This window comes from Microbispora sp. NPDC049125, from assembly GCF_040802045.1.
Classification (GTDB): domain Bacteria; phylum Actinomycetota; class Actinomycetes; order Streptosporangiales; family Streptosporangiaceae; genus Microbispora.
This window is the reverse complement of the sequence record NZ_JBEZDW010000014.1, coordinates 81,292-97,312: the sequence shown is the minus strand read 5'-3', so window position 1 is coordinate 97,312 and position 16,021 is coordinate 81,292. Positions and strand designations below refer to the sequence as shown.

The 16,021-nt window shown below is 71.4% G+C and carries 14 protein-coding genes; 5 read left to right on the top strand and 9 right to left on the bottom strand.

The window, feature by feature from the left end:
- Positions 1-54: 54 nt before the first annotated feature.
- Positions 55-330, top strand: a complete 276-nt coding sequence (locus tag AB0B72_RS18260) for an isoamylase early set domain-containing protein (RefSeq protein WP_367739966.1) — start codon at positions 55-57, stop codon at positions 328-330.
- Between the two features lie 44 nt (positions 331-374).
- Here AB0B72_RS18260 and AB0B72_RS18255 read toward each other — a convergent pair whose 3' ends face one another.
- The 5 genes from AB0B72_RS18255 to AB0B72_RS18235 form a co-directional block, all read right to left on the bottom strand.
- Complete coding sequence (locus AB0B72_RS18255) at positions 375-1,196, bottom strand: metal ABC transporter permease (protein WP_367739965.1); 822 nt, start codon at positions 1,194-1,196, stop codon at positions 375-377.
- Entirely contained in the window at positions 1,193-2,077 is an 885-nt protein-coding gene (locus AB0B72_RS18250; protein WP_367739964.1) for a metal ABC transporter permease, read from the bottom strand. The genes AB0B72_RS18255 and AB0B72_RS18250 overlap by 4 nt, the downstream gene beginning before the upstream one ends.
- Complete coding sequence (locus tag AB0B72_RS18245) at positions 2,074-2,868, bottom strand: metal ABC transporter ATP-binding protein (RefSeq protein ID WP_367739963.1); 795 nt, start codon at positions 2,866-2,868, stop codon at positions 2,074-2,076. Before AB0B72_RS18245 ends, AB0B72_RS18250 begins: the two co-directional genes overlap by 4 nt.
- Positions 2,865-3,815 carry a metal ABC transporter substrate-binding protein gene (locus AB0B72_RS18240; protein WP_367739962.1) on the bottom strand — a complete coding sequence of 317 codons (951 nt, stop codon included), beginning with the start codon at positions 3,813-3,815 and terminating at the stop codon, positions 2,865-2,867. Before AB0B72_RS18240 ends, AB0B72_RS18245 begins: the two co-directional genes overlap by 4 nt.
- A 171-nt stretch (positions 3,816-3,986) precedes the next feature.
- Complete coding sequence (locus AB0B72_RS18235; protein WP_367739961.1) at positions 3,987-5,093, bottom strand: glycerophosphodiester phosphodiesterase; 1,107 nt, start codon at positions 5,091-5,093, stop codon at positions 3,987-3,989.
- Positions 5,094-5,203: 110 nt separating this feature from the next.
- Here AB0B72_RS18235 and AB0B72_RS18230 point away from each other — a divergent pair, with 110 nt between their 5' ends.
- On the top strand, positions 5,204-6,895 hold the full coding sequence (locus AB0B72_RS18230) for an ATP-binding cassette domain-containing protein (RefSeq protein WP_367739960.1): 1,692 nt from the start codon (positions 5,204-5,206) through the stop codon (positions 6,893-6,895).
- Here the strand turns inward: AB0B72_RS18230 and AB0B72_RS18225 are convergent.
- On the bottom strand, positions 6,844-8,274 hold the full coding sequence (locus AB0B72_RS18225; protein ID WP_367739959.1) for an aminotransferase class V-fold PLP-dependent enzyme: 1,431 nt from the start codon (positions 8,272-8,274) through the stop codon (positions 6,844-6,846). The two genes, AB0B72_RS18230 and AB0B72_RS18225, sit on opposite strands and share 52 nt — an antisense overlap.
- 271 nt (positions 8,275-8,545) lie before the next feature.
- Positions 8,546-9,559, bottom strand: coding sequence for a glutamine synthetase (gene glnII / locus AB0B72_RS18220; RefSeq protein WP_367739958.1), 1,014 nt, complete (start codon positions 9,557-9,559; stop codon positions 8,546-8,548).
- Positions 9,560-9,861: 302 nt separating this feature from the next.
- On the opposite strand from glnII, the gene AB0B72_RS18215 reads away from it, so the two are divergent.
- Positions 9,862-10,422 (top strand): hypothetical protein, encoded by a 561-nt coding sequence (locus tag AB0B72_RS18215; protein ID WP_367739957.1) that lies wholly within the window; start codon positions 9,862-9,864, stop codon positions 10,420-10,422.
- Positions 10,423-10,680: 258 nt separating this feature from the next.
- On the opposite strand, the gene AB0B72_RS18210 is transcribed toward AB0B72_RS18215, so the two are convergent.
- Complete coding sequence (locus tag AB0B72_RS18210; RefSeq protein ID WP_367739956.1) at positions 10,681-11,442, bottom strand: DUF72 domain-containing protein; 762 nt, start codon at positions 11,440-11,442, stop codon at positions 10,681-10,683.
- A 90-nt stretch (positions 11,443-11,532) separates the two neighbouring features.
- On the opposite strand from AB0B72_RS18210, the gene AB0B72_RS18205 reads away from it, so the two are divergent.
- Together AB0B72_RS18205 and AB0B72_RS18200 are read left to right on the top strand one after the other, a co-directional pair.
- Entirely contained in the window at positions 11,533-12,078 is a 546-nt protein-coding gene (locus tag AB0B72_RS18205) for a type 1 glutamine amidotransferase domain-containing protein (RefSeq protein ID WP_367739955.1), read from the top strand.
- Between the two features lie 153 nt (positions 12,079-12,231).
- The gene (locus tag AB0B72_RS18200; protein WP_367739954.1) at positions 12,232-13,110 is read left to right on the top strand and encodes a sugar kinase; all 879 of its coding nucleotides are present in this window, start codon (positions 12,232-12,234) and stop codon (positions 13,108-13,110) included.
- A gap of 171 nt (positions 13,111-13,281) precedes the next feature.
- Here AB0B72_RS18200 and AB0B72_RS18195 read toward each other — a convergent pair whose 3' ends face one another.
- Positions 13,282-15,978, bottom strand: a complete 2,697-nt coding sequence (locus tag AB0B72_RS18195; protein ID WP_367739953.1) for an FAD-dependent oxidoreductase — start codon at positions 15,976-15,978, stop codon at positions 13,282-13,284.
- Between the last annotated feature and the right edge of the window lie 43 nt (positions 15,979-16,021).

The window sequence follows — 16,021 nt, the reverse complement described above, 5'->3', positions numbered from 1 at the left end:
CCACAGGTTCTGGCACGTCAGGCTATGGGCATTCCGGCCCCTGAGGGAGGATCGATGCTCAAGCGAACGCGGCTTTTCGGACATAAGACCAGGCTCACCTTCGCCCTTCCCGTCGACGAGCCTGAAGGGGTCGTCAGCGTGGTGGGCGATTTCAACGGCTGGCTGCCCGGCCGTCACGAGCTGACCCGCCGCAGGAACGGCACCCGGACCGTGTCGGTCATCCTCCCTGCGGGCGTGCACCGGTTCCGCTACCTCGCCACCGGCGGCGTGTGGTTCGACGACGAGCACGCCGACGACGTCGACCACCTGGGCAGCGTGGTCCACCTCTGAGCGTCACCGCGGCGGTTCCAGGCCCGCCGCGTGTGATGACGGCTTCAGGCGGGGACGGGGCGGTGCGCCCGGCCGCGTACGACCGAGCCGAGGAACGCCAGGCCGAAGACCAGGCCGACGAGCAGGGCGATCGAGGCGCCGGCCGCCACGTCCCACTGGGTGGAGACCCACACGCCGGCCAGGCCGCAGGCCACCCCGAGGGCCGCCGCGACGGGGAACATCAGCGCGATCCTGTCGGTGAGCAGCCGTGCGGTCGCGGCCGGGCCGACGATCAGCGCCACGGCCAGGATGGCGCCGAGCGCGGGGACGGTGGCGACCACCGTCACCTCGATGACCGCCAGCAGGACGAAGTCGAGCAGCACGGCGGGCAGACCGGCGGCCGCCGCCCCCGCGGGGTCGAAGGCGGCGAGCAGCAGCTCCTTGCCCGCCACGAGGAGGACGGCCGCCGCCACCACGGCGACCGCGGCCGTCGTGGCCAGATCGGCCGTGCCGACCGACAGGATGTCGCCCACGGTGTAGGCGGTGAGGTCCTTGGAGAAGCCGTCCTGCGCCGACACGAGCACGACGCCGAGGGCGAACCCGCCGGACAGCGCGATGCCCGTCGCGGCGGTGAAGTCCTGCCCGCGCCCCCGGCTGAACGCCAGGACGGCCAGGACGACCAGCAGGCCGAACGCCCCTCCCCCGAGGTACAGGTTCACCCCGAGCAGCGCGGCGATGACGACGCCGGGGAAGGTGGCGTGGGTGAGGGCCATCGTGAAGAACGGCAGCCGCCGGACGACCACGAACACCCCCACGACGCCGCCGAGCGCGCCGACCAGGGCCGCCTCGATGAGCGCGCGGTGGACGGTGGAGTCGAACCAGCTCATCCGGCTCCCTCCAGCGCGGCGACGCCCCTCGCCCGGGCGAGGCCCATCCGTCTCCTGACCAGCCCGGCGGCGGACGCCAAGCCGTACATCACGACGAGGACGAGCACGATCGTCCCGCCGGAGGCGAGCCGCAGGCCGTAGCCGACCGACGCCTCGTAGCTGGCCGACAGCCCGAGCCAGCCGCCTGCCGCGCCGATGACGCAGGCCGCCGGCACGATGACAGCGATCCGGTCCGACAGGGCGCGGGCCGCGGCGGCGGGCACGATCAGCAGAGCGATCACCAGGATCGTCCCGACGGCGCGGACGGCGGCGACGACCACCAGGGCGATGACGACGTTCAGCACCAGATCGAGCAGGCCGACCCGGACACCGGCCGCGCGGGCGCCCTCCGGGTCGAACGCGCGCAGCGCCAGCGGCCGACGCAGCACCGCCAGCAGCGCCACGACCAGGACGGTCACGATGCCCGTCTGCGCGAGCTGCTCCGGGGTCACGGTCAGCACCCGGCCGAACAGGAACGCGGTGAGGTCGGAGGTGTAGCCGGTCTGCCGCGAGACCAGCACGACGCCGACCGCGAACAGGGTGGTCAGCAGCATGGCCAGCGCGGCGTCCTCGCTCACCCGGCGGCGGTGGGTGAACAGCGTCAGCAGGACGGCGGTCACCACTCCGGCGGCGAGCGCGCCCCAGAAGATGCCGCCGTCCCCGGCCATCAGGTAGCCGATGACCACGCCGGGGAAGACGGTGTGGGTCAGGGTGTCGCTGACGAACGCGAGCCGCCGGAGCAGCACGAGCACCCCGACAGTGCCCGCGAGGGCGCCCAGGATGACCAGCTCGGCCAGCGCGCGGGCCATGAACGGCAGGTGGTACGGCTCGAACAGGCTCATGTCTGGGTCACGATCACCCGGTCGCCGCGCAGTTCCAGCGCGCGCCCGCCGTACGTCGCGCGCAGCCGTTCCGGCGTCAGCACGTCGCCGGTCGGGCCGAAGCCGAACTGGCTGCGGTTGAGCAGGCAGACCTCGTCACACGCGAGGTGCGCGATCGCGAGGTCGTGGGTGCTGATGACCACGGAGGCGCCCTGCGCCTTGAGCGCCGCTATGGCCTCCAGCAGGGCGTGCTGGCTGACCGCGTCCACCCCGTTGAACGGCTCGTCGAGCAGCAGCAGCCGGGGCTCGGCTGCGATCGCCCGTGCCAGCAGCACGCGCTGCCGCTGCCCGCCGGACAGCGTGCCGAACCGGTCGCGGGCACGGCCGCTCAGCCCGACCCGCTCCAGCGCGCGCGCCGACCGCTCGCGGTCCTCGGCCGAGGGACGGCGCAGCCAGCCGATCTTCCGGTAGCGGCCCATCATCACCACCTGCTCGACCGAGACCGGGAAGTCGGGGTCGAGGGTGTCGGCCTGCGGCACGTACGCGACGTCGCGGCGGGCCTGAGCCGGGGAGGTGCCGAGCACCTCGATCTTGCCGCGCACGGTGGGGACCAGCCCGAGCACGGCCTTGATCAGGGTCGACTTGCCCGCGCCGTTCGGGCCGATGAGCGCCACGGCCTCACCGGCGTAGACCGTGCCGTGCAGCTCTTCGAGCACCGGCACGTCGCCGTACGCGACGCTGGCGTGGTCGAGCAGGAGCGTCGCCTCGCTGCCGGCGGGCCGCGGGGCCCTGATGATGCTCGGCTCCGTCATGCGGCCGTCCCCCTCAGGGCGTTCACGAGCGTGTCGGTGTTGTGCTCCTCCATCTGGAGGTAGGTCGCCCCGGCCGATCCGTCCGGGCCCAGCGTGTCTCCGTACAGCGCGTCCTCACCCGCGACGACCCGCACGCCGGCCTCCCGGCCGATCGTCTCGGCTGTCTTGGGCGGGAGCGACGCCTCCGAGAACACCGCCGTCGCGCCGGCCGCCTTGATCTTGGTCACGAGGTCGGAGATCTGGCTGGCCGACAACTCGGCCGAGGTGTCGAAGCTCGGGATGATCGAGCCGACGAACGTCAGCTTGTAGCGGTCGATGTAGTAGCCCAGCGCGTCATGGTTGGTCACCAGCTTGCGCCGGTCGGCGGGGATCGACTGGATCTTCGCGGCGATGTCGGCGTCCAGCGCGTCGATCTTGGCGTTGTAGGCGGCCAGGTTGGCCTGGTAGGCCGCGGCGTCGGCGGGGTCCTCCGCGGCGTACGCCTTCTCGATGGCCGCCGTCATGAGCTTGACGTTCCGCGGGTCGTGCCAGACGTGCGGGTCCCCGGCCGCCTCCTCCCGCGACCCGTCGCCCTTGCGGATCCGCAGGCCCTGGCTCGCGTCGACCACGGGCCCCTCGAATCCGGCCGCGGCGATGACGGGGTCGAGCCACCTCTCCAGGTCCACGCCGTTCTTCACGACGACGTCGGCCTCCGAGATCGCCTGGATGTCCAGAGGCGACGGCTCGTAGTCGTGCGGGTCGACGTTCGGCTTGAGGATCTGGTGGACGCTCACCTTGTCGCCGCCGACGTTGCGCGCGAAGTCCGCGATCTGCGTCGTGGTCGCCACGACCTTGAGCGTGCCGGGGGGATCGGCGGAGGTCGCCGACGCGTTCGTCGCCGCGCAGCCGCCCGTTAACAGGACGAGAAGTACGGCGGACGGCAACGCCCTTGCTGGCGGCGAGAGCACGCGGGCTCCTCACAGGTTTCGACATCAGAGGTCGACGTGGGCAACGACCTATAAGCACGGATCCTTCCCGAAATCGTGCCGTCAATGAAAATCATTGTCAAATTGGCGCCCCAGCAGGAGCCCGGCCCCGGACATCAAGGCATCAGGGGCCGGGCGGGGAGGAGCCGGTCGTCAGGCGCGGTCGCGGCCGGCCAGCACGGCCCGGGCGGTGCCGGGGTTGTCGGCGAAGACGCCGTCCACGCCGAGGTCGAGCAGCGACGACAGCCACCCGGCGACGTTCCCCGTCGCCCGGGCGTACGCCGGGTTCGCCGGGTCGCCGAGCCGGAAGTCCAGCGGGAGCTGGGAGTTCTCGTCGCGGATCGTCCAGGTGTGGACGTCGAGCTTCGCCCGGTGGGCGTCCTGGACCAGCGTCGTCGGCGCGAGGAGGTGGCCGTCCGGCCCCACCGGCACGATCCGCGAGGTCGCCACGCCAACGCCGTCCGCGTACGACGCCACATCCTTGAGCCCGGCGGGGGTGACCATCTGGTCGTAGGTCAGCGGGTCGCCCGCCGCCACCCGGTCGTACGGCGCGCCGGACGCGTTGACGAGCTGGATCAGCCGCAGCTTGGTCCGGCCGCGCAGCGCGCGCAGGTTGGCCGTCTCGAACGACTGGATGAAGACCGGGTCGCGCGGGCCACGCCAGCCGTGCCGGGTGAGGACCTCCAGCATCGGCTCCTCCAGCGAGAGGCCGATCGAGTCGAAGTAGGTCGGGTGCTTCGTCTCGGGGTAGACGCCGACGCCGTGCCGCCGGGCCAGCTCGACGACCTCGTCGAGGGTGGGGATCTGCGCCAGGCCGTTGAAGGCGGCGTTCTCCGGGCGCAGGTCGGGGACGCGCTCCTCGGCCCGCAGCGTGCGCAGCTCGGCCAGCGTGAAGTCCTCGGTGAACCAGCCGGTCACCGGCACGCCGTCGATCGCCTTGGTGGCCCGCCGGGCGGCGAACTCGGGGTGGTTCTCCACGTCGGTCGTGGCCGAGATCTCGTTCTCGTGCCGGGCGACCAGGACGTGGTCCTTGGTGGAGACGAGGTCGGGCTCGATGAAGTCGGCGCCGAGGGCGATCGCCGTCTCGTAGGACAGCAGGGTGTGCTCGGGGCGCAGGGCGCTGGCGCCCCTATGGCCGATCACGACGGGTTCGCGGTCACGCCCGGCGCTCGCGGGACTCGGCTGCAGCAGCACAGCGGCAACCGTACCGCCCGTGAGGACGGCGAGGGTGGCGGCCACGCTCTTACGGATCATGGTCATGGCCGGGACCATAGAAGTGTCAGGCGTCGTCGACCTGACCATCGGGTGCCCGCCAGGCGAACCATCCACCAGACTTGGACGCGACCAGCTCCGACCCCCCAGAGGTGATCATGCGTATCGAGGCCGTCGCGGTCTCCCAGCGAGCCGGAGGAGACCGCCGGACGCTGAGCGACGTCACGCTCACCATCGAGCCGGGACAGCTGGTGGCGATCGCCGGAGCCAGTGGCGCGGGGAAGACCACGCTCCTCGACGCCCTCGCCGGGATCCGGCCACCGGCCGAGGGCTCCGTCCGCTACGACGAGCCGCTCACGTTCGGCTACGTCCCCCAGGACGACATCATCCATCGCGAGCTGCCGCTCGCCCGGACCCTGGCGTACGCGGCACGGCTGCGGCTCCCGAAGGGCACGGCCGCCGCGGAGATCGACAAGTCGATCCGGGACGTCCTGGACGCCCTCGATCTGTCCGACCGGGCGGACGTGGCGGTCGGGTCGCTGAGCGGCGGCCAGCGCAAGCGGGCCAGCATCGCGGTCGAGCTGCTCACCCGGCCGCGGGTCTTCTTCCTGGACGAGCCGACATCGGGCCTGGACCCGGCCACGGCGGCGAACTTCATGCGGCTGCTGCGCCGGCTGGCCGACGAGGGCACCACCGTCGTGCTGACCACGCACAACCCCTCGGACGTACGGCACTGCGACGCGATCGCGTTCCTCGCGCGAGACGGCCATCTCGCCTTCTACGGAGGGCTTTCCGAGGCCCTGCGGTACTTCGAGGCGGCGGAGATCGGGGAGATCTACGAGGTCCTCGCCGGCGGCGACCCCCAGGAGTGGGGTGAGCGGTTCGCGAACAGCCGGTCCGGCGCGCCGGCGGCAGCCGAGCCGCTGGAACCGGCAGAGCCGGCAGACTCGGCAGATCCGAGAGGAGTGACGGAGCAGGCGCGTCGGGCGGAGCGGATCGGGCCGCTGCGGCAGTGGCTCCTGCTGACGCGGCGCAATCTCGACATCCTGCTCCGCAACCGCCTCACGCTCGCGATCCTGGCCGGCTCGCCCCTCATGGTGCTGGTGATGTTCGCCGTGCTGTTCCAGCCCGGCGCCTTCGACCCGGCGCGTCCCAGCCCGAGCACGACCGTGATGACCCTCTTCTGGATCGCTTTCGGCGGGTTCTTCTTCGGCCTCGCGTACGGCCTGCTGCAGATCTGCGTGGAGTTCGCGATCCTGCGCCGGGAGCGCCTGGCCGGCCTGAGCATCGGCGCGTACGTGCTCGCCAAGGCGGCCGTGCTGCTGCCGCTGCTCGCCGTGGCCGACGCCCTGATGCTCGCCGTCCTGCGCGGTCTCGACCGGCTCCCCGCCGGGGACGCCGCGACGTACGGCAGGCTGTTCGTGACCCTCGTGCTGTCGTCGGCGGCGGCGCTGGCCCTCGGGCTGCTCACTTCGGCGGCCGTCTCCGATCCGGCCCAGGCGGCGATCGCCCTGCCGATGCTCTGCTTCCCGCAGGTGCTGTTCGTGGGGGCGATCCTCCCCGTGCCGGTCATGGCGACGGCGGGCCGGGTGCTGAGCTACGCGATGTCCAACCGGTGGGCGTTCGAGGGCCTGGGCGGCAGCATCGGCATCGAGGATCTGTGGGCCCGTGGCGGGTCTCCGCTGGGCCCGCCGCTGCTCGCGTCGTACGGCGACACGTTCTCCCGCCCGGTGGCTCTCGACTGGGCCCTTCTGGGCGGCTTCACCGTCGTCTTCCTCGTGACGGCCTGCCTGGTGCTTCAGCAGCGCAACCGGGGGCCGAGACCGGTGTCGTCCGGCATCCGGTCCTGATAGTTCTCCATGGCGAACCGCAGGAACCCGTCCAGGTCCGCCGTGTTCGAGGCGATCCCGAAGGAGACCCGGACGGCGCCGCCGCTCGGCAGCCCCAGCGCGTGCAGATAGTCGTCCAGCGACAGGCTCGGGTGGGCGAAGGGGCCCTTCAGCAGCTCCTCGTCGATGGCGAAGGCTCCCTCGCCGGCGCCCGGGTTGCAGAAGCAGCCGGTCCGCAGCGAGATCCCGGCGGCGGCCGCGGCACGTGCCACCGCGCGCTCGTCGACGACCCGGCCGTCCGGCGAGAGGAAGTTGAACGCGATCGTGCCACCCCGCCGGTAGGTGCGCCGTGGCCCGTAGACGCGGAACATCGGCGCGCCGCCCGAGTGGCGCGACTCCGCCATCCGGTCGAGCAGCCGGCCGGTGAGGGCGGTGACGCGGTCGTGGACGACGTCGACGCCGATGTCCGTCACCCAGCGGAGGCCGACCTCCACATCGGGGATCGACAGGAAGTTCAGCGTGCCGTCCTCGAAGGCCGCCTCGTCCTCGGCGGCGACGTGCCAGTCGCCGAGGACGCTGACCGCCTTGATCGTGCCACCGGAGAACCATGGCCGCCGCAACCGCGCGAGGGCCTCCCGCCGGGCGATCAGGCATCCGACGCCGGTGGGGTAACCGAAGACCTTGTACCAGCTCACCGGGACGAAGTCCGGGTGGATCTCACTGAGATCGAGCCTGTTGGCCGGCACGTAGGCGGCGGCGTCGAGCAGCACGTCGTACCCCCGCGACTGCGCGACGGAGACCCAGCTCAGCGGATGCCGCACCCCGCTGAAGTTGCTCTGGGCGGGGAAGGCGAACAGTCCGCGGCCGGACGTCCCCAGTGCCGCGCTCAGGTCCTCGTCGGTCACGCGCAGCTCGGGCGGCGTCAGCCGTACGGCGGACACCGTGGCGCCCTTGGCGCGGGCGTACTCGCGGATCCCGTTGACCGAGTTGTGGTTGTCGGCGGTGAGGACGAGACGCGACCCGGGCGTGAAGGGGTAGGACTCGCCCACGATCCGGCACGCGCCGGTCGCGTTCGAGGTGAAGACGACGGCGTACTCGTCGGGAGAGGCGTTGAAGTAGGAGAGGATCGCCTCGCGGGTCCGCTCCACGAGCACGGTGGAGGCGCTCGACGTGGGGTTCTCCGAGTGGGGGTTCCCGAAGCAGCCGCCGCTGACACGGTCGGCGTGCGCGCGGAGCTGGTAGCGCGACGGCAACCCGGATCCGGTGTAGTCGAGGTAGATGTGACCGCTTTCGTCGAGGTAGGAGTACTCCGTCGACCGGAGGTCGTCGAGCCGGCCGGTCCTCGCGTACACCGGATAGGCGGTCGGTGAGTCAGAGTCCGAGGCGACCGGTCCGGTCATCCACTCCCCCATTGCCGATGATGTTCGGCACCACAATGCAAGAGCGAATAATCATCTGACAAGCCGCAAATCGCGCGAAAAACCCGAAACCGTCACGCAGCGGATCGGGTGATGATCGTTGCGTATCTCCCGGTTCTCCGGCGTCCCAGACATGGGCGGCCGTCCCTGGAGCGCCTGAATCGGCCGTTCCCTATCCCGGTTCGCCTCCCGGTTCGACTTCCGTTCGACGAAGGCGTGGCTCCCATCCGGACGGGCGGGAGCCACGGACGCATCAGACCTGGTCGGCCTTCTCCAGCGCGGAGCAGCAGGTGTCGACGATCAGGCGGGTGACGACGTACGGGTCGATGTTGGCGTTGGGACGCCGGTCCTCGATGTAGCCCTTCTTGTCCAGCGCGACCTGCCATGGGATGCGGACGGAGGCGCCGCGGTCGGACACGCCGTAGCTGAACTCGTTCCACGGCGCGGTCTCGTGGCGGCCGGTGAGGCGCTGCTCGATGCCGTGGCCGTAGCCCTTGATGTGCTCCAGCGCACGGCCCGCGAGGGCCTCGCACGCGGTGACGATGGGGTCGTAGCTCTCCCGCATGGCCTTGGTGGAGAAGTTCGTGTGCGCGCCCGCGCCGTTCCAGTCGCCCTGGACGGGCTTGGGGTCGAGGGTCGCGGAGACGCCGTAGTCCTCGGCGATCCGGTAGAGCAGGTAGCGGGCGAGCCAGAGGTGGTCGGAGGCCTCGACCGGACCTGCCGGGCCGATCTGGAACTCCCACTGGCCGGGCATGACCTCGGCGTTGATGCCGGAGATCGCGAGACCCGCCGCGATGCAGGCGTCGAGGTGCGCCTCGACGATGTCACGGCCGACGACCTCGTCGGCGCCGATGCCGCAGTAGTACGGGCCCTGGGGCCCGGGGAAGCCGCCGACCGGGAAGCCGTAGGGACGGCCGTCCTTGAAGAACGTGTACTCCTGCTCGATGCCGAACCAGGACTCCTGGTCGGCGAACTGGTCGGCGACCGAGGTCAGCAGGGCGCGCGTGTTGGTGGGGTGCGGCGTCATGTCCGGCAGCAGGACCTCGCACAGGACGAGCACGTCGTCGCCGCCGCGGATGGGGTCGGGGCACGAGAAGACAGGCTTGAGCACGCAGTCGGAGGCGTTGCCCGCGGCCTGGTTGGTGCTGGAACCGTCGAAACCCCATACCGACAGCTCGGCGCCGTCGGCGAGGACCTTGGTCTTGGAACGCAGCTTCGCGGCCGGCTCCGTGCCGTCGATCCAGATGTACTCGGCCTTGTAGGTCACGTCGATCCCTTCACAGCGAGGCGGAACGAGGCGGAGCGGCACTCGTCCGCCACGTTGGAGAGTGCCCAATGGCCATTTCGCGGCATTTACCCAGGTGTGAACGGGGTGTAAATCACCAAATTTTGTACGACTCGGCGGGCCGTCGGCGTCTTACGCGAAACGAGCCCGAAGCGTCCCGACGGCATTGTCTTCAGCATTTCCGGGTGCCGCCGGACCGGAACGCACATGATCCGGCCCTCACGGGGCAGTCGGACAGCGCCCAGGAACGCCCACGAATCGCATCAGCCCAGGAGTGAGGTCTCATGGTCTTGCTTGGTCTTCTTCTGATCCTGGTCGCGGCGGGCGCCGTGATCGAGGTGTCGCTGAACGACACCGCCAACACGCTGCCGATCGACGTCATGGACAGGACGTTCAACCTCAGCCCCTTCGAGCTGTTCATCGCCGGTGCGGCGACGGCCGCGGTGTTCGTGATCGGCCTGCTCATGGTCATGGCCGGCATGCGCCGCTCCACTGTGAAGCGGCGCAAGCTGCGTGAGGCCCGGCTCGCCGAGCGGGACCGCGTGTCCCGTCTTGAGGCCGAGAAGCGCGATCTCGAGCGCCGGCTGGAGAGCACCCCCGGCACCCCTGACGCCGCTACTGCCGTCGACCGGGACGGAGACGGGGTGGACGACCGCACCGCGGGTCCCACCGCCCCCCTGCGGCGCCCGGCCGGCGTCGACCGCGACCGTGACGGCGTCGACGACCGGGACGAGGGCACCACGACCGGCCGTCACAGCCTTTCCATTCCCTCCCAGCAGGCCCCGACCGACCACCTGGTGGCCGGAGGCCGCCGCTCCGCCGTTGACCCCGGCCACCGGGGCTGACGGGCCCGCCGGTCCCCTGATCACCCAAGAAGGGGGCGCTCGCCGAATCGCGGCGGTACGGCTCTCACGCGAGAGCCGTACCGCCGTGGTGTCTTCTCCCACCAGATCGGCGCACGGTGACGCCCGTCGTGTGCATGCATGAGATCAACTCGCGGTGACCCCGGCCGTATGCATGCGCGCGAGCAGCGCTCGGCGGCGCCGGTCGTGCGGATGCGCGGGATCAGCGCTCGGCGGCGCCGGTCGTGCGGATGCGCGGGATCAGCGCTCGGCGGCGGGCACGGCGGAGCCGGCCCGCGTGACGTCCCGCCCCGCCGCCGAGGCCAGCTCCGCGAACGTCATCGCGTTCCGCACGGCGGCGCCGCCCGGGTCGTTGTTGAAGTAGACGTAGGCGTCGTCGACGTCGCCCAGCCGGTCGAGCCAGCTCCGCAGCGCACGCTTGCCGTAGCTGGGCCACGGCCCTGCGCTTCCCTCGTGGAAACGCAGGTAGGCCCAGCCGGCGGTGCGCCAGAGCGGGCCGAGCGGCCGCCCCCGGCGGTCGGCCCAGCACAGTGCGGCGCCGCGCTCGGCCAGCAGGTCGCGGACGTCGCCGGTCCACCAGGAGGCGTGCCGCGGCTCCACGGCGACCCGGACGGTGCGCGGGAAGCGGGCCAGGCACGCCCGGAGTCGTTCCGGGTCGGCCCGCAGGGTGGGCGGGAGCTGGAGGAGGATCGGGCCGAGCTTGGGGCCCAGGCCCTCCGCCACGCCCATCAGCCGGTCGACCGGCTCCTCGGGGTCCTTGAGCCGCTTGACGTGGGTGAGGAATCGGCTGGCCTTCACGGCCATCACGAAGTCGTCCGGTGTCCGCTCCCGCCACGCCTCGAACGTCTCCCGCTTCGGCAGCCGGTAGAAGGCGTTGTTGTTCTCCACGGTGGCGAACATCTCGCCGTACCGCTCCAGCCAGAGGCGCTGGGGCAGGCCCGAATAGACCAGGTCACGCCAGTCGGCGTACTGCCACCCGGAGGTCCCGAGGTGTATCGGCATACGGTTCCCCTACCCATCGGGCGGCATAGATCGCGGCTTGACGGGCAGGCGAGTCGACGAACACGAAACCGCAGCCGAAAGGGGAGCACGATGATTCAGGGCAAGACGATCGCATTCCTCGTCGCGCCCGAGGGGGTCGAGCAGGTCGAGCTCACCGAGCCTTGGAAGGCGGTCCAGCAGGCGGGCGGAGTCCCGAAGCTGGTCTCCACCAAGCCCGGGGCGGTCCAGGCGTTCAATCATCTGGACAAGGCGGACACGTTCCCCGTGGACGCGACGGCGGAGGACGTCTCCGCCGCCGACTTCGACGGGCTCGTCCTGCCCGGCGGGGTGGCCAACCCCGACGAGCTCCGGATGGAGCCGGAGGCCGTACGGTTCGTCAAGCAGTTCTTCGACGCGGGCAAGCCGGTCGCGGCCATCTGCCACGCGCCCTGGACGCTGGTGGAGGCCGACGTCGTGCGCGGCCGCACCGTCACGTCGTGGCCGAGCCTGCGGACCGACCTGCGCAACGCGGGCGCGACGTGGGTCGACCAGGAGGTCATGGTCTGCACCGGAGGCCCGAACACGCTGGTCACCAGCCGGAAGCCCGACGACCTCAAGGCGTTCTGCCAGGCCGCCGTCGACGCGTTCGGCTCCTGACGAGACCCTGAGGAGCCACCTGAGGAGCCCCGCGGAACCACCGCGGAACCGCTGAGGAGCCACAGACGAGCCGCTGACGGTCCGCGCCTTCCCGGCCCGATCATCCGTCTGCCATGCTGTCCGGAATCCGGCGATCATCCGTAGAGGACTTGCATGACCGAGGTGTTCACACTCGGAGAGGCGCTGGGCGTCGTCTCGGCCGACCGGCTCCGGCATGACGGGACCGCACGCCTCGACGTGGAGGGCCCCGAGCTGACGACGGCGATCGGCCTGGCCCGGCTCGGCCACGCGGTGACGTGGCTGGGCCGGGTCAGCGTCGACGAGCTGGGCGTGCGCACGCTGACCGCGCTGCGCGGCGAGGGCGTGGACGTCTCGCTGGTCCGGGTCGACGAGACCGCGCCGACCGGGCTGGTCGTCCGCCAGCGGCGGATCGGCCGCTCGTCGCAGGTCGTCCATTACCGGGAGGGCTCCGCGGGGTCGCGGCTGTCCACCGGCGACGTCCCGGCGGAGGCCATCCAGTCGGCACGGATCCTGCACGTCACCGGCATCACGGTCGCCCTGAGCGGCTTCGCGTGGAGCGCGGTGCACCACGCCGTCAAGCTGGCGCGGGACGCCGGGGTGCTGATCTCGGTGGACGTGAACCATCGGCCCCACCTGTGGGAGAGCGTCGACGAGGCCCGGCAGGCGCTGACCGAGCTCGCCACGTCGGCCGACATCCTGTTCGCGACGCAGGATGAGCTCATGCTGGTGGAGAGCGTCATCGGAGGAGTCCCCGAACTGGTCGTCACCCGGGGGGCGAAGGGCGCCAGCGCCACCGTGGACGGCCTGCGCTACGACACCCAGGCCGCCCCGGTGACCGCCGTCGATCCCACCGAGGTCGGCGGGGCCTTCGTGGCCGGCTACCTCAGCGCCTTCCTCGACGGGCTCCACCCCGCCGACCGGCTGAAGCGGGGCATCTCGCTGGCCGCCTTCGCCGTGGCGAGCCCGAGCGCGTGGCAGGGACTGCCCACCCGGGGCGAGCTGCCCCCCTGATCAAGTGACCGAACTGTTCCTCGACCGGCAGTGGCCGGGCTGTTGCTCTCACGGCACTTGTGGTGCCTGACAGAGGCCATCGAGCCTTGTCACGTATGCAGGCGGCCGGACCGGTGGAGTGTCGCGGATCGTCGCCCTCGCAGCCTTTCGAGAGCAGTGTCCGGGAGGCGCTCATCCAGCGTGACGCTTCCACGGCTCGGCCTTGATCCTCGCCCCTTCCGGGTCGTAGAGGGGCTCGCTCGCCACCCGGGCGGCGGTCCAGCGGCCGTCCACCCCGACCTCGACGCGGGCGTCCGGCTCGACCTCCACCGGCAGGTACGCGTAGGCGATCGACAGATCGACGCGGTGGCCGTACCCGCCGCTGGTCACGCGGGAGACCGGCCTGCCGTCCAGGCGGACCGGCTCGCCGCCCACGCAGACATCCCGAACGATCCCGCCGTCCGGCATCCCGTTCAGTACCAGGCAGCGAAGCGTCGAGCGGGGCGCGGGCAGCTCCGCCCGTCGCTCCTGCCGTACGGCGAAGCCGAGACCCGCCTCCGCAGGAGTGGTCTCGGGGGTGATGTCCAGCCCCCAGACCCGGTAGCCCTTCTCCAGCCGCATCGAGTCGAGCGCCCGGTAGCCCGCCGACCGCATCCCGTACGGGACGCCTGCCTCCATGAGGGCGTCCCACAGCGTCAGGCCGTACTCGGTGGGGCAGTAGAGCTCCCACCCGAACTCGCCGACGAACGTCACGCGCTGGGCCAGCACCGGGACGTAGGCCACACTGATCTCCCGGGCCCGCATGTGGCCGAAGGTCAGGTCGTCCCCGGTCAGCGTCGCGAGGATGTCGTACGCCCGTGGACCCCACAGGCAGTAGCACGCGTAGGCCGACGTGACGTCGCGCACCGCCAGGCCGTGACGGCGCAGCAACCCCGCGTCGTGCACACCGAACGCGGTGCCCGTGATCAACCGGAACCGGTCTCCGGCCAGCCGGGTGACGGTCACATCGGCCTCGATGCCGCCCCCCTCGTTGAGCAGCTGCGTGTAGACCACCGAGCCCACCGGCCGGTCGACGGAGTTGCCGCAGAGCCGCCGCAGCGTGGTCAGCGCGTCCGGCCCGGTCACCTCCAGCTTCGCGAAGGACGTCTGGTCGAACAGCCCCGCCGCGCTTCCGGTCGCCAGGCACTCCTCCCGGATCGCCGGCGACCAGATCCTGCCCGCCCAGCCGTCCGGACGGTACGCCCCGGCGCCTGCGTGTCCACGGGCATCGCCGCCACTGCCACCATCACCGCCGCCGCCATCGCCGTCGTGGTCGTTGTCGTGGTCGTTGTCGTTGTCGTACCAGTTCACGCGCTCCCAGCCGGCCTTCTCGCCGAAGGCGGCGCCGAGCTCGGCATGCCGCACCCAGGCGGGTGACCGGCGCAGCGGGCGGGTGGCCAGGCGCTCCTCGCCGGGATAGACGATGTCGTAGTACTTGCTGTAGGAGTCGAGCGCCCTGTCCCTCGCCCAGCGAGCCGAACGCGCATGAGCGCCGAAACGGGCGATGTCCATGCCGAAGACGTCATATTCCGGGCGTCCGCCGACGATCCACTCCGCCATCACCTTACCGACTCCGCCGGCTGCCGCCAGCCCGTGGACGCAGAACCCCGCCGCCACCCAGAAACCGCGAACCGTGGTCTCACCCAGCAGGAACTCGCCGTCCGGGGTGAAGGCCTCCGGCCCGTGAACCACTTTCCGGAATTCGGCCCCCGTCTCCAGCGCCGAGGCCGAGCCGTTCGAGGGGAAACCGTCATAAAGGGCTCGGCTCGGCAGGGACCCGTTCGATGGATAGCCGTTCGATGGGGATCGGGGCGAGGCGACGCGGCCGAGGGCGGGCACACGGCGCACGGCCGACTCCCACGATTCCTGAAATTTCTCCATATCAGGCGCGAAGAGCGTGCGGGGCTCGGCGAGCGGCCGTTCGGTGTCCCAGATTTGCGGGCTCCTGATGTATCCGCCCACCAGGATCCCGCCCTCATCCTCACGGAAGTAGACGATGTTGTCCGGATCCCGCACGGTGGGCGTGCCGGCGGGAACCCCCATCGGCGCGGTCACGACGTACTGGTGCTTGATCGGGACGATCGGCACGTCCACGCCGGCCATCCGCCCGACCACTCCGGCGGCCGCGCCCGCCGCGTTCACGACGGTTTCCGTACGGATGACCCAGTCGCCGTGCCCGAGACCCCGGGTCTGCGGAGCCTCCTCCGCTCGCGGGGCTCCCCCGATCCCGGCGACGCGAGCGCCGTCCGAGGAGCCGGCTTCCTCCGCCATGCGGAGCCGTACGGCGCGCACCTGGCCGTCACGCACGTCGACCCCGGTGACCTCGGCCCCGGTGACGATCTTCACGCCCAGCGCTCGGGCGCCTTCGGCGAGCGCGCGGCCCAGGCGGGCCGGGTCGAGCCACCCGTCACCGGGCAGCCACAGCGAGCCGAGCACGTCGCCCACTTCGAGCAGCGGCAGCCGGTCGGAGGTCCCACGCCGATCCAGCATCTCGAGGTCCAGCCCGTACGTCTCCGCCGCCCCTGCCTGCCGTACGAGCTCCTCAAGGCGTTCCGGTGTGGTCGCCAGGCGGAGCCCCCCCACGCCGTGCCAGCCCGGGTCGAGGCCCGTCAGCTCGCGCAGCTCCGGATAGAGCCCGGCCGAGTACATGATCATGCGCGTCTGTGTGACGGTGGAGCGGAGCTGACCGACGAAGCCGGCGGAGTGCCAGGTCGTGCCCTCGGTGAGGTCGTGCCGCTCGACCAGGACGACGTCCGTCCAGCCGAGCCGCGCGAGGTGGTAGGCGACGCTGCACCCGGCCACCCCGCCTCCGATGACGACCGCGCGGGCTTCTACTGGAAGTTGCGACATTGGTACCGTCCTGTAACACCCGGCCCACACAATCGGATCAATG

What these genes read in the sequence shown, in the direction of transcription:
- AB0B72_RS18260 (WP_367739966.1), top strand. Translation starts at nt 55, where the DNA reads ATGCTCAAGCGAACGCGGCTTTTCGGACATAAGACCAGGCTCACCTTC.
- AB0B72_RS18255 (WP_367739965.1), bottom strand. Translation starts at nt 1,196, where the DNA reads ATGAGCTGGTTCGACTCCACCGTCCACCGCGCGCTCATCGAGGCGGCC.
- AB0B72_RS18250 (WP_367739964.1), bottom strand. Translation starts at nt 2,077, where the DNA reads ATGAGCCTGTTCGAGCCGTACCACCTGCCGTTCATGGCCCGCGCGCTG.
- AB0B72_RS18245 (WP_367739963.1), bottom strand. Translation starts at nt 2,868, where the DNA reads ATGACGGAGCCGAGCATCATCAGGGCCCCGCGGCCCGCCGGCAGCGAG.
- AB0B72_RS18235 (WP_367739961.1), bottom strand. Translation starts at nt 5,093, where the DNA reads ATGACCATGATCCGTAAGAGCGTGGCCGCCACCCTCGCCGTCCTCACG.
- AB0B72_RS18230 (WP_367739960.1), top strand. Translation starts at nt 5,204, where the DNA reads ATGCGTATCGAGGCCGTCGCGGTCTCCCAGCGAGCCGGAGGAGACCGC.
- AB0B72_RS18225 (WP_367739959.1), bottom strand. Translation starts at nt 8,274, where the DNA reads ATGACCGGACCGGTCGCCTCGGACTCTGACTCACCGACCGCCTATCCG.
- AB0B72_RS18215 (WP_367739957.1), top strand. Translation starts at nt 9,862, where the DNA reads ATGGTCTTGCTTGGTCTTCTTCTGATCCTGGTCGCGGCGGGCGCCGTG.
- AB0B72_RS18210 (WP_367739956.1), bottom strand. Translation starts at nt 11,442, where the DNA reads ATGCCGATACACCTCGGGACCTCCGGGTGGCAGTACGCCGACTGGCGT.
- AB0B72_RS18205 (WP_367739955.1), top strand. Translation starts at nt 11,533, where the DNA reads ATGATTCAGGGCAAGACGATCGCATTCCTCGTCGCGCCCGAGGGGGTC.
- AB0B72_RS18200 (WP_367739954.1), top strand. Translation starts at nt 12,232, where the DNA reads ATGACCGAGGTGTTCACACTCGGAGAGGCGCTGGGCGTCGTCTCGGCC.
- AB0B72_RS18195 (WP_367739953.1), bottom strand. Translation starts at nt 15,978, where the DNA reads ATGTCGCAACTTCCAGTAGAAGCCCGCGCGGTCGTCATCGGAGGCGGG.